Origin of the sequence: Bradyrhizobium sp. 35 (assembly GCF_023073215.1) — a bacterium.
GTDB lineage: Bacteria > Pseudomonadota > Alphaproteobacteria > Rhizobiales > Xanthobacteraceae > Bradyrhizobium > Bradyrhizobium canariense_D.
In genome coordinates this window covers 87,908-112,816 of sequence record NZ_JADPJC010000144.1, presented here as the reverse complement: position 1 = coordinate 112,816, position 24,909 = coordinate 87,908, and the positions used below count along the sequence as shown (strand labels likewise).

Here is a 24,909-nt window from a genome sequence, read left to right as displayed (position 1 = left end):
GCGAAACGCAATCTCGTCCTGAGGGCCCCGCCATAGGCGGGCGTCTCGAAGGATGGTGGCAGGCTACGTCGTCGGCTTGGGCGGCGGCGCTGTGCCTTGGGCCCACTTCTCCATCTTGCCGAGCACGCCCCAGGCTGTGAGCGCCAGCGAGATCGGCATCGCGAACTGGCCGAGGCCCGGCACCGCCGACACGAGCGTCCCGAGCAGCCCGGCAAGGCCTCCCGCATTGGGGCTCGCCGTCACCGACGACAGCAGCGCCGTGATCAGCGAGCCGCCGATGCCGAGCGCAGTCTTCTTGCCGTCGAGCATCTTGCCGATGGTCTCGCCGAGCGCGCCATTGACCTGGCCGAGGACGGGCTTGCCGTCCCGGTTGAGCAAGGTGCCGAGCAGGTCGACGACCTGCTTCAACTGGTCGACGGGAGCGGGGCTGGTTGGGGTGAGGGTGACTGGTCCTGGCATGGGGGCTGACTTGTTGACGAGGGAAAAGAGCCGTTCGAACAGGCTGATCGGATCATTGGTGGCGGGCAGCGTATTGCCCGATGTCGTCGTTGCCGGCGTCACACCGCCGACCGGCGGCCGCAGCAATTGCGCGAGGTCCTCCAGCCGCTTCATGATCCGGGAGACATCGCCGGTCGGTCCGGTGGGGCCCGACTGCGCCGCGCGCGTGAGGGCGCCGACGGTGGCGCCGTCGAGAAGTCCGGTATCTCTCAGGCCGTTCTGCTGCTGAAACTGCGAGACCGCGGCCCTGGTCTTCGGCCCGCTGATGCCGTCCTCCGCGAGCGGCGGATTGGCGCCGAGCTTGTTGAGCGCCTGCTGCATGAGGACGATCGTCGACGCCGCGTCGTCCTCCGGCTCGGCGCGGCTTGCGAATTGCGGGCTGCCGTCGAGGGTGATCGAGGAATCCAGCGACATCATCGCATGCAGGATCACCGCGGTGCCGAGCTGGGAATCGACGTGGTTCGAATCGAACACATGATCGCGGACGAATTTTCCGGCCCTTGCCTCGGGCGGGCCATACAGCGTCGAACCGCCATAGAGATAGGGCGAGTTGCAGCCCTTGGCGTGATAGCCGAAGCCGTTGAACGCTTCGAGCCGGAACAGAATCCGCGCGATCCCCCAGTCGTGAGCGCCGACAAAATTCTCGATTCTGAAGGCGTCCACGGCGCCGTCCACGAACGTGGCAAACGGACCGCGTCCTTTCGGAACGAGCGTCGTCGCGCGATGGAGCGTTTCCCCGTTGCCGAGATAGGTGTCGAAATCGAAATTGGATTCGCGGTAGTGGCAGAGGGCAGCGAAATACCAGGGCACGCCGGTCAACCGCTCGATCTGCTGATAGGTCGCCTTGCCGTTGATGGCTTTGCGCGCGATCGCGTTCGCGTCGGAGAGGCGCGAAGGCCGGATCTCGAGATTGGCCCAATTACGCTCGTATTCGCTTTTCAGACTCTCGAATGAAATCATTTTCCGCTCCCGCAATGAATGAGTTTTCGCAACTGCGCGTCAGTCGAAATGAACCAGGTGCCGTGATCAGGGCGTGAGGCCAGCGTGATCTCCTGCAAGTCTGGCAGGCCGCCGGGGCGCCGCGTGTGAAGTGGGTTACAACCTCGCCGGGAAAATGAGCGGCAGGACCGGGATCAGGGCGGCGGTCCGCGACGGAACCGGCAGGGCCGCTGCCCCGTTAGCGACGCGAGGCAGTCTGGCCAGGGAGTCCAACATGACCACGCGCGTCCTCGCGATCGGCATCGAACCCGGCAACGCGGACTACAGCGCATTCCCGCAGCTCACGCCGGAGCTCGTGCGCAACTATATCGATGCGCAGCTGCTGCGCCTGCGCGATCTCGGTTACGAGGTCACGAGTTGCCTGATCGATCTCGATGCCGCGGCGGAAGCCGCCGTCACGGTAGCGTTGCGCGAGGAGAATTTCGACTGCATCGTGATCGGCGCGGGGCTGCGCGAGCCTCGGGAGCGTCTGCTGCTGTTCGAGAAGGTGCTCAACCTCGTCCACCGCCTGGCGCCCGACGCCGCGATCTGCTTCAACACCACGCCAGCCGACACCGCCGAGGCCGTGCAGCGCTGGGTCGATGCATGAGATGAAGCGGCCGGCCCGTGCTGCGCATGCGCCATGGTCTGAGCCGCCTTCGATCCGAGCCTCCGACGCCATAGCGTGACGCGCCGGGTCCCGAAATGGTGATTTTTCTGGTCCGAATCCGGCTGCGGCGCTATGACTCGTCTGACCACAGGGGAGGGCGAGCATGCTTCGAGGTCTTCGCATTGGAAGTTTCGCTATCGCGGCATGTCTGGCGGTCGTGATCGCGATGCCGGCTCATGAGGCGGCGGCGCAGGACGCCATTGGCGGTGCCATCCTCGGTGGCGTCGGTGGAGCGATCGTGGGTGGCGCCATCGGCGGAGGCCGCGGCGCCGCCATCGGCGCCGTCGTCGGTGCCGGCACGGGCGCTGCGATCGCCTCCGAGGGCGAACGCCGCCGCTCCGGCTATTACGCCTATCAGCGCGGCTGCTACGCGCAGCGCCGGGACGGCTCCTATGTCCCGGTCGATCCGCGATATTGCTACTAGATCAGCCGCATCCCGCGCAAACTCGCATGCCCGCTCTTGCCGACGATGATGTGGTCGTGCACGGCGATGCCGAGCGGTTTTGCGATGTCGATGATCGCCTTGGTCATCTGGATGTCGGCCTGCGAGGGCGAGGGATCGCCTGAGGGGTGGTTGTGCACCAGGATCAGCGCGGTCGCGGACAATTCCAGCGCGCGCTTGATCACCTCTCGCGGATAGACCGGGGTGTGATCGACGGTGCCGGTCTGCTGCACCTCGTCGGCGATGAGCTGGTTGCGCTTGTCGAGGAACAGCAGGCGAAACTGCTCTTTGTCGGCGAACGCCATGCTGGTGCGGCAATAGTCGATCACTTCGTTCCAGGACGACAGCGCGTTGCGGCTGTTGACCCCGCCCTTGGCGACGCGATGCGCCGCCGCCGCGAGCAGCTTGAGCTGGTGGATCGCGGACTCGCCGACACCGTCTACCTCGCGCAGGCGCGCCACCGGCGCGTGCACGACCTCGGCGAACGAGCCAAAAATTTTGATCAGCGACTTCGCCAGCGGCTTGGTGTCACGCCGCGGCAGCGCCGAAAACAGTGCCATCTCCAGCAGCTCGTAGTCGCTGAGCGCGTCCGCACCCGCGCTGTAGAAGCGCTCGCGCAGCCGTTCGCGATGGCCGAGATAGTGCGGCGCTTCTTCGGGCTTGCTCTTGTCGTGGTCGGTCTTGGCGGGCATCGGCCGCCAGCATTGCCGCGGATAACCGTTTTTGCAACCGTCAATTGCGGCGGCAAATCCGTTTCACGCCAGCCGGCGAATGCGAACGTCAGCCGCCGGGATCACCCGATCTGCTTCTCGCCGTGCCGCTCCGACAGCGTGAAAATCTCGACGCCGGTGGCGGTGACGCCTACCGAATGCTCGAACTGCGCCGATAGCGAGCGGTCGCGAGTCACGGCGGTCCAGCCGTCGGAGAGGATCTTCACATGCGGCTTGCCGAGATTGATCATCGGCTCGATTGTGAAGAACATGCCGGGCTTGAGCTGCACGCCCTCGCCGGGCCGGCCGATATGGATGATGTTCGGCTCGTCGTGGAACATGCGCCCGAGGCCATGGCCGCAGAAATCGCGCACCACGCTCATGGCTTGCGGCTCGACGAAACTCTGGATGGCGTGGCCGATGTCGCCGGTGGTGGCGCCGGGCTTCACCGCGGCGATGCCGCGCATCATGGCCTCATAGGTCACCTCGATCAGCCGCTCCGCCTTGCGTGCGATCGGGCCGACTGCATACATCCGGCTGGAATCACCGTACCAGCCGTCGACGATGAAGGTGACGTCGATGTTGACGATGTCGCCCTCTTTCAGCGGACGGTCGCCGGGCATGCCGTGGCAGACCACGTGGTTGAGCGAGGTGCAGGTTGAATAGCGGTAGCCGCGATACATCAGCGTCGCCGGATAGGCATTGTTGCTGAACGCGAAGTCGCGGACGAACTGGTCGATGCGGTCGGTCGGAACGCCGGGCCCGACGATGTCGGTGAGCTCGTCGAGGCACTTCGCCACCAGCGCTCCCGCCTTGCGCATGCCGGCAAAGGCGCTTGGTCCATGCAGCTTGATCTGCCCGGTCTTGCGGAGCGAGGTATCGGTAGCTTCGACGTAGCTCATGCGGGCGCAATCTTCTGGGGTGGGCTCGATATCGGCGGAAAGGCTTGATTTCGCGCCCAATTTAATGATTGCGCGCCTTCATGCAAGTCAGGCCTGCCCTGCCTTGCGCCTGAAAGCGGGCCTAATTCGGGACTTCCATGATGGTTTCCACCGGCAGGGCGCCGCCGCGGACGCGGATTTCGCGAACCGGGTAGGGAACCCGGATGCCTTCGCGCTTGAAGGCGTCCCACAGCGCCAGCATCACGTCGCTCTTGACGTTGTCCATGCCGTCGGGGTCGGCAATCCAGAAGGTGAGCGAGAACTTCATCCCGGCTTCGGCGAACTCGGTCAGGATGGAATTCGGCGGCTTGCCCTTCTGCGCGCGCGGGTGAGCGGCCGCGGTCTCGGCGGCGAGCTTGCAGACCAGCCGCGGGTCGGCGTCGTAATTGGTGCCGAAGGCGATCTTCACCAGCGTGTTCTTGTCGGTGTAGGTCCAGTTGACGACCTTCTGCGTCACCAGATCCTCGTTCGGCACCAGGAATTCGCGGCCATCGCCGGCGGCGACGGAAATATAGCGCGTCTTCATCGCGCTGATCCGCCCGGTGTTGTCGCCGATGGTGACGAGATCACCGGGCTTCACCGATTTGTCGGCGAGCAGGATGATCCCCGAGATGAAATTGGCGACGATCTTCTGCAGGCCGATACCGATGCCAACGCCGACCGCGCCGGAGAACACCGCGAGCGCCGAGAGATCGATGCCGACCGTGCCGAGCGCGATCACGATCGCGACCGCAAGCAGGCCGATGCGGATGATCTTGACCAGCAGCACCTGCACCGATGGCGTCAGATCTGTGGTCGAGTTGATCCGGCTCTCGGCGAAATTGCTGGCGATGTTGGTGAGCCAGAGCGCGATGAGCAGCAGCGCACCCGCCTTGATCACGAGCAACGGCGTCAGCCGCAGGCCGCCGAGCACGATGGCGAAAGAGTCGAGCAGGTCGACCGTCGCATCGAGCTGGCCGAGGATCGAGAGCGCCGCGACGAACCAGGCCGTGATCGACACCAGCTTGACGATGAAGGCGTTGCGCAGCACCGAGGTCAAGAGCCGGATCGCGAGCCAGGCCAGCCCCAGCTTGGCGGCGACCATCAGGAGATAGCTGCGGCTCGGCCAGGTCGCGTGGTACATGACCACGCGGGAGACGATCACGAGCAGGGTGAAAACCGCCGTCGAGGCGCTGGAGACCATCACCCGGACGAAGTGCCGGAGCGGCAGCGGCCAGCGCATCGCCAGCGAGGTCATGTCGACGCGGCTGCGAACGGCGGCTTCCGCGGCATAGGCGATGCCGGCCGCGGCCAGAATGAGCCCGAATTGCAGGTAGAACCAGGGCGAGGAGATTTCCGCCCCGACGCTGCGCGCGGTGGTCTGCACGAACTCCATGAAGTCTTTGAGGTCCATGTCTATCGGTCTCGTCGGGGAGCGGGCGGGAGGCGTTGATTCGAGCGCGCCGGAGAATCCCACAAAGGGCGCGGCCGGACCACCGATACACCGCCAAGTGAAGTGCGTTAAGGCCGCAAAATGCGGGCAGATTGCCGCGAGCGGGAGAAAATGGGTTGGCGTGGGAGTCCGCCGACGATAAGGATGCAATTCCAGCGATTTCGTACCCGGAAGGTGGATGGCTTCCCTCGACAGTGTCAGCCTCGCCATATTGCTCGGTGCCGTCCTGGTGTTGGCCGGGATCCTGTCAAGCCTGCTTGCGCTGCGCTTCGGCGCGCCCCTTCTGCTCGTCTTCCTCGCGATCGGCATGCTCGCGGGCGATTCCGGTCCCGGACAGCTGCAGTTCGACGACGTCCGAACCACCTATCTGGTCGGCTCGGTCGCGCTCGCCCTGATTCTGTTCGACGGCGGCTTGCGGACCCGCTTTGCCAGCATCCGCACCGTGCTCGCGCCTTCCATGGTGCTCGCGACCGTCGGCGTGCTGCTGACCTCGCTGATCACGGCGCCGTTCGCGAAATATGCGCTCGACCTCAACTGGACGGAGTCGCTGCTGGTCGGCGCCGTGGTGGCCTCGACTGACGCGGCCGCAGTGTTCCTGCTGGTGCATACCCAGGGCCTGCGCCTGCGCCCGCGCGTCGGCGCGACGCTGGAGGTGGAATCCGGCACCAACGATCCCTTCGCGATCTTCCTGACCCTGATGCTGGTCGAGTACATCTCGCTGGGAACAGGCACGGCCGCGCATGTGCTGATGGAGTTCGCCCAGGAGGCCGTGCTGGGCGCCGTCGTCGGGGTGATCGGCGGGCGTCTGGTCGTCATCGCGCTCAATAAGGTCGCGCTGCCGCAGGGCCTCCATGCGCCGTTTGTCACCACCGCCGCGCTCGTCATCTTCGGCGGCTCGCAGATCATGCATGCCTCAGGCTTCCTCGCGGTCTATCTCGCCGGGATCATCATCGGCAACCGCCCGACCCGCGCGCATAATTCGGTGGTGGCCTTCCTGGACGCCGCGACCTGGCTGGCGCAGATCGTGATGTTCGTCCTGCTCGGCCTGCTGGTCTCGCCGAGCCGGCTCGGCGGCAGCGTGCTGCCGGCGGTCGGGATCGCATTCGTCCTGATGCTGCTGGCGCGGCCGATCGCCGTGTTCGTCTGCCTGGCGCCGTTCCGCTTCAACTGGCGCGAAAAGATCTTCATCGCCTGGACCGGCCTGCGCGGCGCGGTCGCGATCTTCCTGGCCTCGATCCCGATGCTGGTCGGGCTGTCGAAGGCCTATCTCTATTTCGACGTCGCCTTCGTCGTCGTCATCATCTCGCTCCTCCTGCAAGGCTGGACCCTGGGGCCGGCCGCGCGCAAGCTGCACGTGGCGCTGCCGCGCGCCGAACGCGGCCCGCGCCGTGTCGAATTGGACTTGCCCGGCCAGCTCGAGCAGCAGCTCGTCGGCTATCCGGTGCGGTCCAAGAGCCTGTATTTTCGCCGCGGCCTGATCCCGTCCTGGTCGAAGCCGACGCTGGTGATCCGCAAGGAGAACATTTTGACGCCGGCGGAAGCCGAGCCGATCGCGCTCGGCGATTACATCTATCTGCTGGCGCCGCCGGAAAAGGCCGAATCGCTTGACCGCTTCTTCGTCGACATGCAGCCGAGCTCAGCGCCGGACCCGCATCTGCTGGGCGACTTCATGGTCTCCGGCGAGCACACGCTCGCCGAGCTCGCGGAGATCTACGGCGTGGAGGTCGGCGAGGACGAGCGCGGGCACACGCTCGCTGATTATTTCGACGTCCATCTCGACCGCGCGCCGAAAGAGGGCGCGGAGCTCGTGCTGGATCCGATCGTGCTCGTGGCGCGCTCCATCTCCGGTGGCCGAGTCAACGTCGTCGGCCTGCGCCTGCCGGAAGACGAGGAAACGCCCGCGCCGCTGACGCGCAGGCAGGTCCTGCGGCGCAAGCTGGCGGATCTGTGGAGCTCGGTGGCTGGGGTTTAACGCCACATCCGCGTTGGCGGTCATTGATGAAGCGCACGTCTGCTTCTTCGTCGTCCTGGCCTAGTGCGCAATTGCGCACAGGCGCCAGGACCCATACCCACCGTCAGCTGTTTTGCGAAGGCTGGTGGTGACGATCTGGCCCACCCACTCTCCTCTCTGGGGTAATGGGTCCTGGCTTTCGCCGGACGACGGCGGAGAGCGATCGCGACAACGCTGGAACCGCCCCCAAATCGCCGCAACCGCCGAAGATTTGCGCGTCTTCGTGACCGCTGCTCCCGGAACGCTCCGCGATGCCGCTCGTTCTTAGCGGCGTAAACGCATCCGACAGGAGTAATCCATGCGAAAGCTCATCTTGCCGGCCATCGTCGCGATCGGGCTCGGATCGGCCGCGCCCGCGATGGCCTATGACACCGGCGATCAGATCTCGATGCAGGTCGCGCTCGACGTCGCCACCGACATCGGCGTCATGACCGTCTCGCACACCGAGTTCCTCGGCGACGAATGGCAGATCGAAGGCCGTGATCGCGCCGGCCGCTGGATGGAGGTCGATGTGGACGCGCGAACGGGTGAGGTGCGCAACGTCGATCGCGGCTGGTAGTGGCGGGTCTCGGTAGCGGTGTCGGCGAGGATCACTCGGCCGGCACCGCCACCATCCAATGCAGCGCGATCGCCGCTCGCGGTACGATCCATTACCCCGGGGAGTAGTTTTGCGAACACCGGCAGTTACGTTTTCTTCGCTGGTACGCACACCACCTGCCGCTGATAGATCACGCGGTATGGGTCCTGGCTTTCGCCAGGACGACGGCGGAGGGTGGGCCGGCGGCTTGCCTCATCCGTTGCCTGCTCAACGGACCCCTCACGTCAGCACCTTCACCCCGCCGAACGACGTCACGCGGCCCTGCTTCAGCATCACGATCTGCGTCGCGAGCTGGCGCAGCTCGGCGACGTCGTGGCTGACATAGACCATGGGGACGTTGGCCTCATCGCGCAGCCGCACCAGATAGGGCAGGATCTCCAGCTTGCGGCCCTCGTCGAGCGCGCCGAGCGGCTCGTCGAGCAGCAGCAGGCGCGGCCGCGACAGCAGCGCGCGACCGAGCGCGACGCGCTGGCGCTCGCCGCCGGAGAGCTTTCCGGGGCGGCGACCCTGCAGCGCGCCGATGTCGAGCAGCTCGATGACGCGCTTGTGCTGCGCCGGATCGGGCGCGAGGTGGTTCATCCGCCTGCCATAGTCGAGATTTTGCGCGACGTTGAGATGCGGAAACAGCCGCGCATCCTGGAACACATAGCCGATGCGGCGGCGCCAGGTCGGCACATGAATGCCGGCCGCGCTGTCGTCGACCGTCTCGCCGTCGATCACGATGGTGCCGCGGTCGGGCCGCAGCAGCCCCGCGATCATGTTGACCAGCGAGGTCTTGCCGGCGCCCGACGCTCCGAACAGTCCGATGACGCGGCCTTCGCTCGCGAAGGACGCGGACAGCGAGAACTCGCCGAGCTGCTTTTCGATGTCGACGCGCAGCATGGTCAATTCCCGTGCAGGCGCGCGGTGGCGCGGCGGGCGAACCATTCGGCCGCGATCAGCGCGCCGAGCGCCAGCACGATCGAGACGATCACGAGCCGTCCCGCGGCGGCGTCGCCGTCCGGGGTCTGGATCAGCGAATAGATCGCGGACGAAATCGTCTGGGTCTCTCCGGGAATGTTGGAGACGAAGGTGATGGTCGCGCCGAACTCGCCGATCGCCTTGGCAAAGCCAAGCACCATGCCGGCGAGCACGCCGGGCAGCGCCAAGGGCAGCGTCACCGTGAAGAACACTTTGAAAGGAGTGGCGCCGAGGGTCTCGGAGGCCTGCTCGAGCCGGCGGTCGATCGCCTCGATCGACAACCGCATCGGGCGCACCAGCAGCGGAAACGCCATCAGGCCGCAGGCAAGCGCGGCACCGGTCCAGCGGAAGGCGAATACGATGCCGAGATGGTCCGCCAGGAAAGCGCCGACGAGTCCGCGGCGGCCGAAAGTGAGCAGCAGCAGATAACCCGTGACGACCGGCGGCAGCACCAGCGGGAGATGCACCAGCGCATCGAGCACCGACTTGCCCCAGAAATCACGCCGCGCGAGCAGCCATGCCAGCGCAATGCCGAACGGCGTTGCCACCAGCGTCGCGATCACGGCAACCCTGAGCGAGAGCAGGATCGCGGTCCATTCGGCGGGAGAGATGTCGAGCATCAAATCGCAAATTAAGTAGAGGGGCTGATCAGGAACTTGAAACCGTATTTTTCGAGAATGGTCTTGGCGGCGGTCGAGCGCAGGAAGGCGAGATAGTCGCTTGTGTCGCCCTTTGCCGTCGCGGTCGCAGCGACGGGATAGATGATCGGCGGATGCGAATCCGCCGGGAAGGTGCCGACGATCTTCACGCCGGGCTCGACCTTGGCATCGGTGGAATAGACGATGCCGAGGTTGGCCTCGCCACGCGCGACCAGCGTCAGCGCGGCACGCACGCTCTCGGCCATCGCGAATTTCGGCTCCGCCGCCTGCCAGGCGCCCAGGCTCGTCAGCGCCGCCTTGGCATATTTCCCGACTGGTACGGACTTGACGTCGCCGGTCGCGATCCTGCCGTCGCCGGCGAGTTTTGCGAGGTCGAACCCCTGCCCGATGGGGACGTTGTCGAGCCTGGAATCCTTCGGCGCAATCAGCACGATGCTGTTGCCGAGCAGATTGACCCGGGTCGGCTCGTTGATAGTCTTCTTGGAGATCGCGTAATCCATCCAGTCGGTGTCGGCGGAGACGAATACATCGGCCGGCGCGCCCTGCTCGATCTGCCTGGCGAGCACGGAGCTTGCGGCATAGCTGACGATGAATTTGACGCCGGTCCTGGCGGTGTAGGCGGCGTCGACCTCGTCGAGCGCGTTCTTCATCGAGGCGGCCGCGAACACGGTGATGGTCTTGTCCTCGGCTCCAGCAGGCGAAAGGCCCGCGGCCAGAAGGAATAAAGCTGAAAAAAGCACGGAAAGGCGGGACATCGGCAGCGCTCCATGCGCGCGCTCAGGGCACGCAAGGCGGCGCGCGCAAGACGGCGTGGGTTGAATGAGGCTTGCGACCGGCGGAAGCGCTGTTCCGGCAGGCCCGACGGACTTACGGTCCGGCAAGCGATCGCTGGGTCATCATAACAGGGTGGCGGAACAGGTCAAAGGCGACGGTTCGCATAGCGCCAACCAGGAATTCGTCATCCTGGCGGAGAGTTTTACGGCTTCGCATTGCCCGCGTGCAGCACGGCCTTGCACGCCGCCGGCATCTGCGCCAGCGTCATCGGCGGTTTCGGCTTCGGGGGCTCCGGCGGGGGTTTGGGGTGCAGCACGCCGTCGCTGAACCAATAGGCGAGATCGGAGGGCTTGCAGCCTTCGTCCTCGGATTGCGACGGCTGGCCCTCGCAGTCGCTCGCGCCCGCCGGGCAGTGCATGCGGATGTGGAAGTGATAGTCGTGGCCCCACCACGGCCGGATCTTCGACAGCCAGGAACGGTCGCCCTTGGCCTCGCGGCACAGCGCCTTCTTGATCGCGGCATTGACGAAGATGCGCTGCACCGCCGGCTCCTGCGCCGCGTCGCGCAGCACCAGCACATGGCCCGGCGTGAACACCTTCGGATCGATGTCGAGCCGGTCCGGGCGCACCATCATCACCGCCGACATGTCCTCGCGCTCCTCGCGCGATAAGCGATGGTCAGGCATCGGCGTCAGCCAGATGTCGGCATCGAGGCCGATCTGGTGGCTGGCATGGCCGGACAGCGCCGGCCCGCCGCGCGGCTGGGCGATGTCGCCGACCAGGATGCCCGGCCATCCCGCGTCCTTGTGCGCTCTTGCCGCAAGCCGCTTGATCAGCGCGATCATCGCGGGGTGACCATAGCTGCGGTTGCGCGACAGCCGCATCACCTGCCAATTGTCGCCGTTGAGCGGCATCTGCTCGGCGCCGCCGATGCAGCCCTTCACATAGGAGCCGATGACGTGCGCCGGTCCCTTCGACGGCAGCAGCTTTCGCGCGAACAGCTCCTTGGCGCCGATAGTGGGATCGTTTGGATTGGCGAGCGGCGGCAGCGGCTTTGGGTTGACGCTGCCCTTGTCCTGGGCCAGCGCGTCGCCGGCGGCCAGGAGCGTCATGACGAGCAGGAGAGGGGCGAGGCGGCGGGGACTCATGTTGACATTCTTATAACCCAACACAGCGTCAGGGTTAAGGAACAGTCCTTCCGCTGAAATATCGTCTCGAAGTCGTAGTTCCCGGTGCGTCGGCCGGCCGGTTTTTAACAATGCGATAACCCTCTCATGCATTGACCAAAATTCGTGCGTGGGACGCGTACTCACCCCCTTCTGCATGCAAGCGCGCGGGATCCCGGAAATGATTCAAGGCAGCGCGCAATTTTGCGCCATCTCGTTCTCCGATGACGACAATGCGATGCGCTTGGAGCGCCCATCGGCACGGCCGCGCCTTGCAAACGGGCAATGAGGGCTGTTTTGTCGAGACTGCCAGACCGTGCGTCCCATCGCCATGCCACCCAGGATTACCTTTTTTTCAGACACTTGCCCCAAGAGTTGCGGGGCTGGGTGCGACTGGGACGAGTGAAGTTGAGTTTGGGGTTTCGAAAGCCGAAAAAGCGAATGGGCAGCGTGCTCGGCGGCCTGCACCCGCGCAAGCCGCGCTTTGCGCGCCCCCCTCATCTTCCGTCCGAACGCGACGAAGTTCTGCGCAGCCGTGCCGAGGCTGAGGCCGCGATCGCGGAAGCGCGCAAATCCCATGAGCGCCTGCGCCAGGCCATCGAGATCCTGCCGCAAGGCATCGTGTTTCTCGACGCCGAGGGCCGCTACGTCCTCTGGAACAAGCAATACGCGGAGATCTACAGCAAGACCGCCGATCTGTTCGAGGAAGGCGCGCGCCTCGAGGACACGCTGCGCATCGGCGTCGCCCGCGGCGACTATCCCGAGGCTGCCGGCCATGAGGAAGAATGGATCGCCGAGCGGCTGCAAAGGCTCTATCAGCCCGGCGCGCGCCACGAACAGAAGCTGGCGGACGGCCGCGTCATCCTGATCGACGAGCGGCTGACCGACGACGGCGGCGTCGTCGGCCTGCGCGTCGACATCACCGAGCTGAAGCAGCGCGAGGCCTCGTTTCGCCTGCTGTTCGACGGCAATCCCGTCCCAATGATCGTCTGCGCGCTGGACGATGAGCGCATCCTCGGCGTCAACGATGCCGCGGTCGCCCATTACGGTTACAGCCGCGCCGAGTTCGAGCGGCTGACGATCCGTTCCCTTCAGGCTTTCGACAGTGAGCCGCCCTGGACCGCCGATGCGGCCGGCGAGGAGCAGGCCGGACGCACCTGGAAGCACGTCAGGGCCGACGGCGCCCTGATCGACCTTGCGATCTATTCGCGCGAACTGATCTATGCCGAGCGGCCCGCGGTGCTGCTCGCGCTGATGGACATCACCGAGCGCAAGCGCGCCGAGGCGCGGCTCGCCTTCATGGCCCAGCATGACGGGCTGACCGGTCTGCCAAACCGCAATCTGCTGCGCCAGCAGGTCGACGAGATGCTGCTGCATACGAGGCGCAGCACCGACAAGGTCGCCCTGCTGATGCTGGGGCTCGACAATTTCAAGGCGGTCAACGACACGCTGGGACACGCGGTCGGCGACAAGCTGCTGCGTGGCGTCGCCAAGCGGCTGCGTTCGACCTTGCGCGAGAACGACGCGCTGGCGCGGCTGAACTCGGACGAGTTCGCCATCGTGCAGAGCGGCCTGACGCGTCCCGAGGATGCGGTGCTGCTGGCCAAGCGCCTGCTCGAAGCCATCGCCGATCCCTATCTGCTCGACGGCCATTCCGTGGTGGTCGGTGCCTCCATCGGCATCGCGATGGCGCCGGGCGACGGCGACGATTCCGAAAAGCTGCTCAAGAGCGCCGACATGGCGCTGTCGCGCGCCAAGCTGGATGCGCGCGGATCGTTCGCGTTCTTCGAGGCGGCGCTCGATGCGAAAGCGCAGACCCGCCGCAAGATCGAGGTCGAGCTGCGCGACGCCATTCAGAACGACGTGCTGCGGCCGTACTATCAGCCGCTGATCGACCTCCAGAGCGGCCGCATCACCGGCTTCGAGGCGCTGGTGCGCTGGCCGCATGCCGAGCGCGGCATGGTCTCGCCGGCCGAGTTCATTCCGGTCGCGGAAGAAACCGGGCTGATCAATCCGCTCGGCGGCCTGATGCTGCGCCGGGCCTGTCACGATGCCGCGACCTGGCCGGACGACGTCCGCGTCGCCGTCAACCTGTCGCCGCTCCAGTTCCGCAGCGGCAATCTGCTTTCGGTGGTGACGGATGCGCTGAAGCATTCCGGCCTGCCGCCGCGGCGGCTCGAACTCGAGATCACGGAGACGCTGCTGCTGGAGAAAAGCGCCCAGGTGCTGGCGACGCTGCACGCGCTGCGCGCGCTCGGCGTGCGCATCTCAATGGACGATTTCGGCACCGGCTATTCCAGCCTGAGCTATCTGCGCAGCTTCCCGTTCGACAAGATCAAGATCGACCAGTCCTTCGTGCGCGATCTCGGCGCCAATCGCGAGGCACAGGCGATCATTCGCTCGATCGTCAGCCTCGGCAAAGGCCTCGGCGTCACCATCACCGCCGAAGGCGTCGAGACCGAAGCCGAGCTGAGCTGCCTCCGCACTGAGGGCTGCGACGAAGGCCAGGGCTTTCTGTTCAGCAAGGCCCGGCCGAATGCGCAGATCATCAGCCTGCTCGCCGCGCAGCGCGGCATCGACGGCGTAGGCGAGGACGCCGCGCTGGTGGCCTAGGGTTAAGGTGCTGACCTGTTGTCTTGCGTCTCGAGATGCACAAACCCGGAAATTCAGTGGCCGACAAGTGTTACGGCCTCGGCAGGAGCGGTTTCATGGGACCGCACGAATACAAAACGGGATGCCGCGGGGATCTGTGCGTCGGCGCTGCCATCCTGGCCGATGAGGATAAGTCCCGCGCCGCCATTGGCTACATTCAAGATGACGGGGGCGCCCTGCCAGGTCCTGATTGGCTCCATTCCGATGATGAGAAACTCACCGATCGGCTGGTCGAAATATTGAAGCCTCAGTTGTGGTCCGACTTCTGCAGCCGCCAGGCCGAAACCCAATTGTTTGGCGCGCGCGTAGATGTCTGCCAGCAACGCAGTGTCGGTCCGAAAGCCCAGTTCGGCTGCCGACACCGTGAAAAGCTCTACGCTCGTTGTCGTGGCGCTCACGTTAAACGTCGGCCGCGCGAGAATTTCGCCGGCCGAGTTTCCGATGCCACAACCTGCCGCATCCAAAGCGTTACTGAGGGCGAAGAAGTTTGCAAACGTCCCGATCCTGATCGTCTTCCACGCAGGGACATCGACGGCGGATTTGATTGGGATTTGCGGCCCAGACGGCGCTTGCTTGAGCTTCAGGTGATTCCGCAGGACGTCTCGCGCCGAGCATTGAGCCACGGCCTCGCTCGCAAACAGGAAAGTGCATGCGATGCAGAGGATGGCGATAATGAGAATGCCACCATGGTGCCATCCCGGCGAACGCCCCTGAATGGCATGGCAACTGACTTTCCTGCCAGCTGTTCGGCCCATAACGGACCTCTCTTGCGCAAATCCAGCGCGCTAAGAAGAATTCGGAATCATCACTTCCATGTGGTCGGCGCGGTTACAGCGGAAAAGCTGTCGTTCCTATAGCTATGGAAATTAGTCGGAGAAAATTCACGAAGGTTCAGCGACGAAGACGCCGGAGGGCAACTCAATATAGGTCAGCGTGCGTGCACTTTCGTAACTGCTCGACGTCAGCGGTCCCCTGAAAGGATCATCTTACCGACATCCTCGTAATGCGTGTCGCGCGCCTGGATCTGCTGAGCGATGGCGTGCATGTCGCGAAAGCGGCGCTCGAACGGATTGCTGCGGAATACGGCGGTCGCGCCGGCCATGTGATAGGCGGTGTCGACCACTTTGGCCGATTGGTGGATGGTCCAGGTCGCGGCGAGGCGAACCGAGCCCCGATGTGCCGCGCTGAATTCGCCGGTCGTACAGAGATCGCGCCACATCGCACTTGCCGTCGCATAGAGATAGGCGCGCGCGGCCCGCAGGTCGCCCTCGGTGCGGCCGATCAGGCCCTGGACCGCCTGGTTGTCGCGCATGGCGCTTGCCGCCAGCGACTGATGCTTGCCGCGCGCCAGCGCGATCGCGGCATCCAGCGTGGCGCGCGCCACGCCGAGCGACACCGCGGCAAAGCCGAGGCTGAACGTCGAGCCGGTGCCGATCCTGTAAAGAGGACCCTGCTCGCGTAGCGCGGACGGCACGTCACGAAACGCGGTGAAGCGCTCGGGGATGAACAGGTCGGCGACCTCGTAGGAATCGGTGCCGGTGCCGGCGAGCCCGATCGCCTGCCAGACGTCGTGCAGCACGCCGCTCGCGACCGGAAACAGGATGGTGCGCACCTCCGCCGAGCCGTCGGCATTTTTCCGCGGCGCGCCGTCGGCTCCGACGATGCGGACATGCGCGCCGAGCCAGCTCGCCTGCCGCGAGCCGGAGGCAAAATCCCAGCGCGCCGTGACGCGATAGCCGCCTTCGACCGCCCGCGCCTCATGCGCGATCGCGCCCCAGGCGAGGATGCCCGGCGCCGTGTTGAAGATCTCCTGCGCGGTGTCGTGGTCGAGCGAGGCCGCGATCATGGCGCAGACCGTGCATTGGCCGAGGCACCAGGCGGTGGAGGCATCCGCTTTCGCGATCTCCTCCAGCATCTGCATGAAGGCTTCCGGCGGCGCTTCGGCGCCACAAAGGTTCTGCGGCAGCAGCGCGCGATAGAGCCCGTTCTCGATCAGCGCGCCGACGACGGGATCGGTCAGTCGCCGCGTCCGCTCGATCTCGTCGGCTTCGCGCGCGATCAGCGGCGCAATAGCCCGTGCCCGCTCGACGAGGCCAAATCCGGAAGTTGCGTTCATGCGCGTTTCCTCGCCCATTCTACCGTGAGCGGTCAATCGCACGATGGTGATCTATTTGGCGAGGGGGATCAAGTTGGTGTGGCGTCAATCCGGCCATCGCCACGTGAAGTGCGGAATCAGAGATGATCGCGCAAGCTCGAAAGGCTCACGCCGGGCCAAGAAACTTTTGGGGCTGCTCCGACATTATCGTTTTCCAGAAGAGCATGATACTGTTCCGAAACAGGCAGCGATTTTGGCCTCCAACCGGCAGCGGCAAATGTCCTCGTCTGATGCTCCGATGAAACGCAGTGACGCAGCCCGCAGAGGGCGGAGACAGACGAAGACCCTATTGCTGATTTTAGCCATCGGATTTCTCGTTTTCGGTGCCGCTGCGGGCACGTTGTATTACGCGCTGCGGCCGATAACGCTTCGGATTGCCGTCGGACCGCCGGGAAGCAACGATCACAAGGTGATCGAGGCGATGACCGAGGCCTTTGCCAACGAAAGCAGGACGGTGAGGTTGTCTCCGATCGCGACCGCCGGAGCGGCCGAAGCTCTCGCTCTGCTCGGTGCCGGCAAGGCCGACCTTGCGGTCGGTCGGGGCGATCTGGAAATGCCGGCCGACGCGCAAACAGTCGTCATCTTGCGCAAGAACTTCGTCGTGCTGTGGTCTTCTTCGGGACCGGCGGGCAAGGGCTCCAAGCGAAAGCCGGCGCCCAAAATCAAGGAGGTCGCCGATCTCGCAGGGCGCAGGGTGGGGGTGATCGGCGCGACCCCGGCGAACGCCGCGTTGCTGAGAGTCATCCTGAGCGCCGCCGGTGTGGAGCCGGACAAGGTCACGGTCACTCAATTCGGCACTGGCCAGCTCGAGGAGCTGGCGCGTGACCCGAGCCTCGACGCCTTCATGGCTGTCGGTCCGCTCGACAGCAAGATAACTGCCGACGCCGTCGCCGCGACCGCCCGGGCGCGTGGCGAGCCGAAATTTCTCGCGATCGACGCATCGGAAGCCATCGCCCTGAAGCATCCGCGTTATGAATCGGAGGAAATTCCGCCAAGCATTTTCAATGCGAATCCAGCCTGGCCCGATGACAAGGTGGAGACCGTCAGTGTCAGCCATTTGATCGTCGCCCGGAAAGCCTTGTCCGAAACGACAGTGTCAGCGTTTTACCGCCAGCAATTTGCCCTCCGGCAGGCGATTGCCAGGCAGGTGCCTGGCGCTGCGCAAATCACCAAGCCGGACACCGAGAAGGAAGCCGAGCTGCCGGTTCATCGGGGAGCGGCGGCCGTGATCGACGGGACCGAGCGCACCTTCCTCGACAGATATGGCGACTACTTCTGGTTTGCGCTCCTGCTTCTCTCCGGCATTGGCTCGGCCGGCGCCTGGCTGCGTCAATATCTGAATCGGGATGAACGCGACGAGAACACTGGCCATCGCAACAGAATTCTGGCGCTGGTTTCCAAGGTGCGCACCGCGGAATTCGACCACGAGCTATTGGCCATGCAGCAGGAGGTCGACGCCATCATCGTCGAAACACTTGGCTGCTACGATGACGGCGCCATCGAGGAAGAGGAGCTGGCAGCCTTCGGCCTGGTGCTCGAACTGTTCGATCATGCGCTCAGCGAGAGGCGCGCAGCGTTGCAAACCCCTCCTTCGAACGTGCTCGCCGCGCGGCGGTAGCGATACCGGCTTTGGTATCCGGAAGTTGCGTTCATGCGCGTTTCCTCGCCCATTCTTGGTGTGAGCGGTAAGGAGGCAATCGTGGTCTATCCGGCGGGGAGGATCAAGCTGGTCCTAGCGTCGGTCTCGCCAGCTCGCGCTGACACGGGCGACATCACAGCTCGGGCAGACCCGACGGCGGCCTGCGTGCGTTGGCTGCTTGCTCGAAGGCATACGCCAGACGCAGCAGCTTGTGCTCGCTCCAGGCGCGCCCTGCGAAAGTGACGCCGAGCGGATAGTCGGGCGTGTCTTTGCCGTCGTCTGTCCCCGAGACGAATCCGCCGGGCACCATGACGCTGGGATAACCTGCCTTGGCGGCGATTGCGGCGCCATAGGCGCCGGGGAATAGCACCGCGTCGAGCTCGTGCTGGTTCATATAGGCGTCCATGCCGCGCGTCCTGGCGGAGAGCAGGTCCATGGCACGTGCGGACTTGTACTCGGGCTCGCTCAGATCGCCCCTGGTCAAGTCAGCGGCGAGGAAGTGGTCCTGTCCGAAACGCAGCGCATTGTCGGCGTTTGCTGCGTTGAAGGCCACGATGTCGGCCATGGTCTTGATGTCAGTGTTGGTCGCCCAATCCCTCAGGTAGAGATTGAGATCGTGCTTCAGCTCGTACAGAAAGACGACCGGCGGCCTTGCGACCGTGCCTTTGTGGGCGCTGAGCGGATTGCGGTTGAGCACAGCCATGGTCGTGCCCGGCCCACCGATCCAGCCAAGTGTGGGCATGCTGGCGCGCACGATGACGGCGCCGAGATCCTCCAGCACCTTGATCACCTCAGCCATCAGCTTGGCCGACTTCGCCGGCAGCTTGCCGTAATAGCAATCGTTCAGCGGGTCAGCGGGGTCGCTCGGCACGCCGATGCGCGCGCCCTTCATCGCGTCGGCGACGAGGCCGGCGGTGTAGTCGGCCGGCCGCCGCTGCTCTTGCGTCGCTGGGTCGAGCGGGTCCTTGGCAGCCAGCACATTCAGCAACATCGCGGCATCGCGCACCGTGCGCGTCATCGGACCGGCGGTGTCCTGGCTGTGCGCAAGCGGCAGGATGCCGGCGCGGCTGATCAGCCCGACGCTCGGTTTCACGGTGACGAGGCCGTTCAGGCTGGCGGGGTGCAGCAGCGAGCCCGAGGTTTCGGTACCGATCGAGGCCGCGCACAGTCCGGCCGCCACCGCGACCGCCGAACCCGAGCTTGAGCCCCCTGGGGTCAGAACCGGGATGCCGTGCTCGTCCATCAGCCCTGGTGCGTAGGGGTTCTTACCTGCCCGCCCAGCGATGAATAGCCCGAGGGCATGTCGATCGCGAGCATGTTGGCGAACTCCGTCAGGTTCGCCTTGCCCAGGATCACCGCGCCGGCGCTCCGCAGCAGCTTGACGATGGTGGCATCATCCCTGGCGCGCGCGCCCTCCAGCGCCAGCGAGCCCGCCGTGGTCGGCTGTTCGTCTCCGGTCGCGATATTGTCCTTGAGTAGGATAGGGACGCCCGCCAGCGGCCGCTGGGCCGACGGCCTCGTGCCGGCGAGCGCATCGGGATTGAGTGCACGGACCGAGTTGAGCTTAGGCCCGTCGCGGTCATAGGCCGCGATGCGCGCGAGATAGAATTCCGCCAGCGCTCTCGCGGTGATCCGTCTGCCGGCCAAGGCATCGATGACGTCGCTCATGGGCGCGTGCGCGAGCATCTGCATGGTCGACGCCGGCGGCTCAGTCAGGCCAGCTCTAGGAAGCTCGGACATTTGCCTTTCCTTGCTCCATTCCATCGCGAGTGCGAGAGGCACTATCGTGGCGGATTTGGCGGGGAGGATCAATGAGGGGCGATGGGTTTCGCAAGCGCCAAGCCCATCTTACGAACTGCCATCGAGCAATCGCTCCATGACGATCGTGCGTTCGTCACCATGATAGCTGTCGCGCGCCGCCCTGAATCCAAGGCCGGCGTAGAAGGTTTCAGCGGTGATTGAGGAAGAAAGGGTCAGCGAAGGGATGTTGCGCTCGCGTGCGGTACGCTCGATCTCGGCCATCAGCAGCTTGCCGATGCCGCGGGCCTGAACGTGTGGAGCGACGAAGACAGTGCGGACGACGGACCCGTCGAGGCTCGCGGTCCCGACGATGCGGCTGCGGATGGTAGCGACAAAAACGGTGCGTTGCCCAATGAGCTGCCGCACAGCGTCCGGACTGAAGCCGCGCACGATCCTTTCGATGACCTCGTTCGGATAATCCTTCGCGTTGGTTTCCCGCAGTGCACGCACGATGACCGCGCTGATATGAGCGGCGTCATCTTCAAGTGCAGGACGGATTGTGCATTCCATGGGCCACTCCAGTTCGCGGCGTGAAAAGCACAAAGACCGCTCGCTATTGCAGTCCCAGACCGCTGCAGTACCACGCCATGTCTTCGTGTCTCCAGCCGCGCTTGACGCCTGATTCCTTGCATTCATTGTAGGTCTTGAAGTTAGCTCCGTTTCGGCAGCCTGACGGATAGCTCCCAAAGCCGCCACCCGAGGTGGAACATGCGACCGAACTGGCCGCCGTGGTCGGGGCGACAGTGGCTTTGGGTGCTGCGTTCGCTGATGTGATCGACAAAATCAGCAAGCCCCCTAACGCAAGAACCGACGCTTTCATTGCATTCTCCTGATGGAACGATGCGTATACTATCTCAGGATGCATTATAGCTGGAGGCGCAACCTGAATGAAAGAGACCCGCGCTGCGGGCGCCCTCTGGTTTTCCATTCAACACCAAACCGGACAGCGTTGGTTCCTCTGAAGGAACGGTCAGGAGCTCAAGGCGTTTGAGGTAGCGAAAGGACACTTGCATGACCGAGAAATTCGATCCGGCACCGCCGGACAAGAACGCGGAAGATCTCAAGCGTGGCATCCGACGCGACAAGGCCAGGGACGACGAGCTGGACAAGGGCTTGAAGGACAGTTTCCCGGCGTCGGACCCGGTGAGCAGCACCCAGGCGTCCAAGGCAACACCGGACGCATGAAGGAGGGATAGACTATGGGCCTCGCAGCCTATGATATTGTTGGCAGGGACGGTGCCTGGCACGTCGACCACGATGGCGAAATCCGGAACACTTACCAGACCAAGGAAGCCGCTTTCGAGGCGGCTGTGGCCGCGGCATCGCTCGCCATGCGGCAGGGTCATTCCGTCCGGCTAACGGTGCCGGAGAGCGAGAACACCGTCGGCGCAGAAAATTCGGGCGGATGACCTTCGAGAGCATCCTGGTTCTACACGGCCGCCAGCAAATGGGCGGGCGCAAACGGCTTGCGCAAAAAGGTCGTGTTGGGCGGCAGCGGCGCCATCACCGTCCCGGACATCAGCACGATGTTGAGCCCCGGATGAGCACTGCGAGCGTATTCTGCGAGCTCAAGCCCGGTCATTCTCCCTGCGAGGTTGTGATCGGTGATGAGCGCCCGCAGCTCCGTGCCCGTCGAGGCCACGATAAGCTCCGCGGCTTCCGCAGTGGCGCACTCGACGACTTCGAACCCTTCGTCCTTGAGAAGGTCGGACAGAACTTCGCGCTGGAGTGAGTCGTCCTCGACCAGCAGCATGACGAAATTCGACATGCGGTCATTCCCAACTTATCGGATGTTAATGCGCATCCCGGAAGATTGTTCGGTTGTGATGTCTTCGTTCGGCGCTCCTTGCGCCACGGCATGATCAGTCGAACATGTTGCATTCTCCTTGAGGTTTCGACGCAGGCGCCGAAGCGGGGGTCGAACAGGAGCGGCAATGGCAATCGTCTTCATCACCGGCAGCACGGACGGTCTGGGCCGCGCAGCTGCCCAGTCTCTGCTCGAACAGGGCCACCAGGTCGTCCTGCACGCACGATCAGCGGAACGTGCGACCGCAATCTCCGAGCTTGAATCGCATTCCGCACGGGTCGTGATCGGCGATCTCAAGAGCGCCGCCCAGACGAGACACGTGGCAGATCAGGTCAACGCAATCGGACGAATGGACGCGGTCATCCACAACGCCGGGGTCTATACCGAGCGCAGCCGCGGCCCGACGCCCGAAGGCCACGCCACCACCCTGGCAATCAACACGCTCGCGCCCTATTTGCTCACCGCCCTGATGAAGCGCCCCGATCGGCTGGTGTATCTCAGCAGCGGACTACATCGCGGCGGAGAGGGATCGTTGAGCGATCTCGACTGGACGAGGCGAACCTGGGATCCGGCCAAGGCGTACGCGGAGAGCAAACTGCACATGGTCGCACTGGCCTTTGCCTTGGCGCGGCGTTGGCCGCAGGTGCTGAGCAACGCCGTCGATCCCGGCTGGGCGCGCACCAAAATGGGCGGTGCCGGAGCGCCGGTCGGCGTGGCCACCGGACAACGGACGCAGACCTGGCTCGCTGTGAGCGATGATCCCGCCGCCCTGGTCAGCGGTCGTTACTGGCATGACCTCCGGCAACAAGAGCCGGCGCACGAAGCAGTTGATCCCGATTTTCAGGAGCGGCTTCTGGACAGGCTGGGCGAGTTGACGGGAGTGATGCTTCCACCGGCGTAGAAGCAATTCGCCTGAAGCCCACATCTTCCCAAAGCGTCGGGAGGCCGATGCTGCCTCTCATGCGCACGGCATTGCCACGTGCTGCATGATGCCATCATGCCCCTGTTTTGCCCGACGAGTCAAACGAAATTCTGAAAATCAAAAGTTCAATCCGAACAAGCCCCTCGCTACTGTGCATGGGGTTGTTTTCGCGTTTTTTTGTTTTCGGTCCCGAAAAGCGCGGACCGGACCTGTCTCGCCGCGCTCGCGGCGGCCTAAAGCCGTCGCCTCAGCTGTCCACCTTCAACGCGGCGATGAAGGCTTCCTGCGGGATGTCGACCTTGCCGAACTGCCGCATCTTCTTCTTGCCTTCCTTCTGCTTCTCCAGAAGTTTGCGCTTACGCGTGATGTCGCCGCCGTAGCACTTTGCGGTGACGTCCTTGCGCAGCGCGCGCACCGTCTCTCGCGCGATCACCTTGCCGCCGATCGCCGCCTGGATCGGGATCTGGAACATGTGCGGCGGGATCAAATCCTTCATCTTCTCAACCATGGCGCGGCCGCGCCCCTCGGCGCGGGTGCGATGCACCAGCATCGAGAGTGCGTCGACCGGCTCGTTGTTGACCAGGATCTGCATCTTGACCAGATCGGCCGGCTTGTAGTCGGTGAGATGATAGTCGAACGAGGCGTAGCCCTTGGAGACCGACTTCAGGCGGTCGTAGAAGTCGAACACGACCTCGTTGAGCGGCAGATCGTATTTCACCATGGCGCGGGAGCCGACATAGGTCAGCTCCTTCTGCGAGCCGCGGCGGTCCTGGCACAGCTTCAGCACGCTGCCGAGATATTCGTCGGGGGTGAGGATCGTGGCCTCGATCCAGGGCTCCTGGATCTCCGCGATCTTGACCACATCAGGCATGTCGACGGGATTGTGAATCGAGATTTCCTGTCCGTCGGTCAGGCTCATCTTGTAGATCACGCTCGGCGCGGTCGCGATCAGGTTGAGATCGAATTCGCGCGACAGACGCTCCTGGATGATCTCCAGGTGCAACAGCCCGAGGAAGCCGCAGCGGAAGCCGAAGCCGAGTGCGGCCGAGGTCTCCATCTCGTAGGAGAAGCTGGCATCGTTGAGGCGCAGCTTGCCCATCGCCGCGCGCAAGGTCTCGAAGTCGTCGGCGTCGGCGGGGAACAGGCCGCAGAACACCACGGGAATGGCCGGCTTGAAGCCCGCCAGCATCTCGGTGACCGGCTTCTTGTCGTCCGTGATGGTATCGCCGACACGGGTGTCGGCCACTTCCTTGATCGCGGCGGTGATGAAGCCGATCTCGCCGGGGCCGAGCTCGTCGACCTGCGTCATCTTCGGGGTAAAGAAGCCGACGCGCTCGATGTCATAGGCCGCGCCCGTGCCCATCATGCGGACCCGGCTGCCCTTCTTCATGACGCCGTCGACGACGCGGATCAGCACCACCACGCCGAGATAGACGTCGTACCAGCTGTCGACGAGCAACGCCTTCAGCGTCGCTTCGCGATCACCCTTCGGCGGCGGCAGGCGGGTGACGATCGCTTCCAGCACATCGGGCACGCCGAGGCCGGTCTTGGCCGAGATCATCACGGACTCGGAGGCGTCGATGCCGATGACGTCCTCGATCTGCTGCTTGACCTTCTCCGGCTCTGCGGCGGGAAGGTCGACCTTGTTCAGGACCGGAACGATCTCATGCCCCGCATCGAGCGCGTGGTAGACGTTGGCGAGCGTCTGTGCCTCCACGCCCTGGCTGGCGTCGACCACCAGCAGGGAACCCTCGCAGGCCGCCAGCGACCGCGACACTTCGTAGGCGAAGTCGACATGGCCGGGCGTGTCCATCAGGTTGAAGATGTAATCCTTGCCGTCCTTGGCGCGGTAGGCGAGGCGCACTGTCTGCGCCTTGATGGTGATGCCGCGCTCGCGCTCGATATCCATGGAATCGAGCACCTGCTCCTTGCCCGCCATTTCCCGGTCGGTGAGGCCGCCGGTCATCTGGATCAGGCGGTCGGCCAGCGTCGATTTGCCATGGTCGATATGGGCGACGATGGAGAAATTGCGGATGTTGGAAATGGGGACGGTCGTCATGGGCGCGGGATACCACTCACACCCCCGTGCGGCAACC

At 64.6% G+C, this 24,909-nt stretch carries 24 protein-coding genes; 9 read left to right on the top strand and 15 right to left on the bottom strand.

Annotated elements, in window-relative coordinates; all coding sequences use genetic code 11:
• Positions 1–63: 63 nt before the first annotated feature.
• Positions 64–1,458: a peptidoglycan-binding protein gene (locus IVB36_RS29255; RefSeq protein WP_018460083.1), complete on the bottom strand. Its 1,395-nt coding sequence runs from the start codon at positions 1,456–1,458 to the stop codon at positions 64–66.
• 253 nt (positions 1,459–1,711) lie between these two features.
• Between IVB36_RS29255 and IVB36_RS29250 the strand changes: the two genes are divergently transcribed.
• A complete protein-coding gene (locus tag IVB36_RS29250) occupies positions 1,712–2,086 on the top strand; it encodes a hypothetical protein (protein ID WP_018460081.1) in 375 nt (124 codons plus the stop codon).
• Between the two features lie 163 nt (positions 2,087–2,249).
• Positions 2,250–2,570, top strand: coding sequence for a glycine zipper domain-containing protein (locus tag IVB36_RS29245; RefSeq protein WP_026233940.1), 321 nt, complete (start codon positions 2,250–2,252; stop codon positions 2,568–2,570).
• Here IVB36_RS29245 and radC read toward each other — a convergent pair.
• The 3 genes from radC to IVB36_RS29230 form a co-directional block, all read right to left on the bottom strand.
• Complete coding sequence (gene radC, locus IVB36_RS29240; RefSeq protein ID WP_018460079.1) at positions 2,567–3,280, bottom strand: DNA repair protein RadC; 714 nt, start codon at positions 3,278–3,280, stop codon at positions 2,567–2,569. The genes IVB36_RS29245 and radC overlap by 4 nt on opposite strands.
• Before the next feature lie 101 nt (positions 3,281–3,381).
• Positions 3,382–4,200, bottom strand: a complete 819-nt coding sequence (gene map / locus IVB36_RS29235) for a type I methionyl aminopeptidase (protein WP_018460078.1) — start codon at positions 4,198–4,200, stop codon at positions 3,382–3,384.
• Between the two features lie 121 nt (positions 4,201–4,321).
• The gene (locus IVB36_RS29230) at positions 4,322–5,638 is read right to left on the bottom strand and encodes a mechanosensitive ion channel domain-containing protein (RefSeq protein WP_026233939.1); all 1,317 of its coding nucleotides are present in this window, start codon (positions 5,636–5,638) and stop codon (positions 4,322–4,324) included.
• A 211-nt stretch (positions 5,639–5,849) separates the two neighbouring features.
• Between IVB36_RS29230 and IVB36_RS29225 the strand changes: the two genes are divergently transcribed.
• Both IVB36_RS29225 and IVB36_RS29220 read left to right on the top strand, forming a co-directional pair.
• A complete protein-coding gene (locus IVB36_RS29225) occupies positions 5,850–7,643 on the top strand; it encodes a potassium/proton antiporter (RefSeq protein WP_247393993.1) in 1,794 nt (597 codons plus the stop codon).
• Positions 7,644–7,980: 337 nt separating this feature from the next.
• Entirely contained in the window at positions 7,981–8,241 is a 261-nt protein-coding gene (locus IVB36_RS29220) for a PepSY domain-containing protein (RefSeq protein WP_018460075.1), read from the top strand.
• Between the two features lie 258 nt (positions 8,242–8,499).
• On the opposite strand, the gene modC is transcribed toward IVB36_RS29220, so the two are convergent.
• The 4 genes from modC to mepA all read right to left on the bottom strand — a co-directional run bounded on the left by modC (position 8,500) and on the right by mepA (position 11,820).
• A complete protein-coding gene (gene modC / locus IVB36_RS29215) occupies positions 8,500–9,162 on the bottom strand; it encodes a molybdenum ABC transporter ATP-binding protein (RefSeq protein WP_018460074.1) in 663 nt (220 codons plus the stop codon).
• A 2-nt stretch (positions 9,163–9,164) separates the two neighbouring features.
• Positions 9,165–9,860 (bottom strand): molybdate ABC transporter permease subunit, encoded by a 696-nt coding sequence (gene modB, locus IVB36_RS29210; RefSeq protein ID WP_018460073.1) that lies wholly within the window; start codon positions 9,858–9,860, stop codon positions 9,165–9,167.
• 11 nt (positions 9,861–9,871) lie between these two features.
• Complete coding sequence (modA, locus tag IVB36_RS29205; RefSeq protein WP_018460072.1) at positions 9,872–10,654, bottom strand: molybdate ABC transporter substrate-binding protein; 783 nt, start codon at positions 10,652–10,654, stop codon at positions 9,872–9,874.
• A 221-nt stretch (positions 10,655–10,875) separates the two neighbouring features.
• Positions 10,876–11,820, bottom strand: a complete 945-nt coding sequence (mepA, locus tag IVB36_RS29200) for a penicillin-insensitive murein endopeptidase (protein ID WP_026233938.1) — start codon at positions 11,818–11,820, stop codon at positions 10,876–10,878.
• A gap of 459 nt (positions 11,821–12,279) precedes the next feature.
• Between mepA and IVB36_RS29195 the strand changes: the two genes are divergently transcribed.
• A complete protein-coding gene (locus IVB36_RS29195; RefSeq protein ID WP_018460069.1) occupies positions 12,280–14,451 on the top strand; it encodes an EAL domain-containing protein in 2,172 nt (723 codons plus the stop codon).
• A 53-nt stretch (positions 14,452–14,504) separates the two neighbouring features.
• On the opposite strand, the gene IVB36_RS29190 is transcribed toward IVB36_RS29195, so the two are convergent.
• Together IVB36_RS29190 and IVB36_RS29185 are read right to left on the bottom strand one after the other, a co-directional pair.
• On the bottom strand, positions 14,505–15,245 hold the full coding sequence (locus tag IVB36_RS29190) for a hypothetical protein (protein WP_247393990.1): 741 nt from the start codon (positions 15,243–15,245) through the stop codon (positions 14,505–14,507).
• Between the two features lie 206 nt (positions 15,246–15,451).
• Positions 15,452–16,606: an acyl-CoA dehydrogenase family protein gene (locus IVB36_RS29185; RefSeq protein ID WP_247393987.1), complete on the bottom strand. Its 1,155-nt coding sequence runs from the start codon at positions 16,604–16,606 to the stop codon at positions 15,452–15,454.
• A gap of 277 nt (positions 16,607–16,883) precedes the next feature.
• Between IVB36_RS29185 and IVB36_RS29180 the strand changes: the two genes are divergently transcribed.
• Positions 16,884–18,263, top strand: coding sequence for a TAXI family TRAP transporter solute-binding subunit (locus IVB36_RS29180; protein ID WP_051113073.1), 1,380 nt, complete (start codon positions 16,884–16,886; stop codon positions 18,261–18,263).
• A 154-nt stretch (positions 18,264–18,417) separates the two neighbouring features.
• Here the strand turns inward: IVB36_RS29180 and IVB36_RS29175 are convergent, their stop codons facing one another.
• The 3 genes from IVB36_RS29175 to IVB36_RS29170 all read right to left on the bottom strand — a co-directional run bounded on the left by IVB36_RS29175 (position 18,418) and on the right by IVB36_RS29170 (position 20,594).
• Positions 18,418–19,527, bottom strand: a complete 1,110-nt coding sequence (locus IVB36_RS29175; RefSeq protein WP_253075226.1) for an amidase family protein — start codon at positions 19,525–19,527, stop codon at positions 18,418–18,420.
• A complete protein-coding gene (locus tag IVB36_RS40045; RefSeq protein ID WP_253075158.1) occupies positions 19,527–20,024 on the bottom strand; it encodes an amidase family protein in 498 nt (165 codons plus the stop codon). The genes IVB36_RS29175 and IVB36_RS40045 overlap by 1 nt, the downstream gene beginning before the upstream one ends.
• A gap of 108 nt (positions 20,025–20,132) precedes the next feature.
• Positions 20,133–20,594, bottom strand: a complete 462-nt coding sequence (locus tag IVB36_RS29170) for a GNAT family N-acetyltransferase (protein WP_018460065.1) — start codon at positions 20,592–20,594, stop codon at positions 20,133–20,135.
• Positions 20,595–21,095: 501 nt separating this feature from the next.
• Between IVB36_RS29170 and IVB36_RS29165 the strand changes: the two genes are divergently transcribed.
• Positions 21,096–21,269 (top strand): hypothetical protein, encoded by a 174-nt coding sequence (locus tag IVB36_RS29165; protein ID WP_007604975.1) that lies wholly within the window; start codon positions 21,096–21,098, stop codon positions 21,267–21,269.
• Between the two features lie 14 nt (positions 21,270–21,283).
• Positions 21,284–21,493, top strand: coding sequence for a hypothetical protein (locus IVB36_RS29160; protein WP_085352004.1), 210 nt, complete (start codon positions 21,284–21,286; stop codon positions 21,491–21,493).
• Positions 21,494–21,513: 20 nt separating this feature from the next.
• Here IVB36_RS29160 and IVB36_RS29155 read toward each other — a convergent pair whose 3' ends face one another.
• The gene (locus IVB36_RS29155; protein WP_245288562.1) at positions 21,514–21,837 is read right to left on the bottom strand and encodes a response regulator; all 324 of its coding nucleotides are present in this window, start codon (positions 21,835–21,837) and stop codon (positions 21,514–21,516) included.
• A 181-nt stretch (positions 21,838–22,018) separates the two neighbouring features.
• Here IVB36_RS29155 and IVB36_RS29150 point away from each other — a divergent pair, with 181 nt between their 5' ends.
• The gene (locus IVB36_RS29150) at positions 22,019–22,792 is read left to right on the top strand and encodes an SDR family NAD(P)-dependent oxidoreductase (protein ID WP_018460062.1); all 774 of its coding nucleotides are present in this window, start codon (positions 22,019–22,021) and stop codon (positions 22,790–22,792) included.
• 268 nt (positions 22,793–23,060) lie between these two features.
• Here IVB36_RS29150 and lepA read toward each other — a convergent pair whose 3' ends face one another.
• Positions 23,061–24,872: a translation elongation factor 4 gene (gene lepA, locus IVB36_RS29145; RefSeq protein ID WP_018460061.1), complete on the bottom strand. Its 1,812-nt coding sequence runs from the start codon at positions 24,870–24,872 to the stop codon at positions 23,061–23,063.
• Between the last annotated feature and the right edge of the window lie 37 nt (positions 24,873–24,909).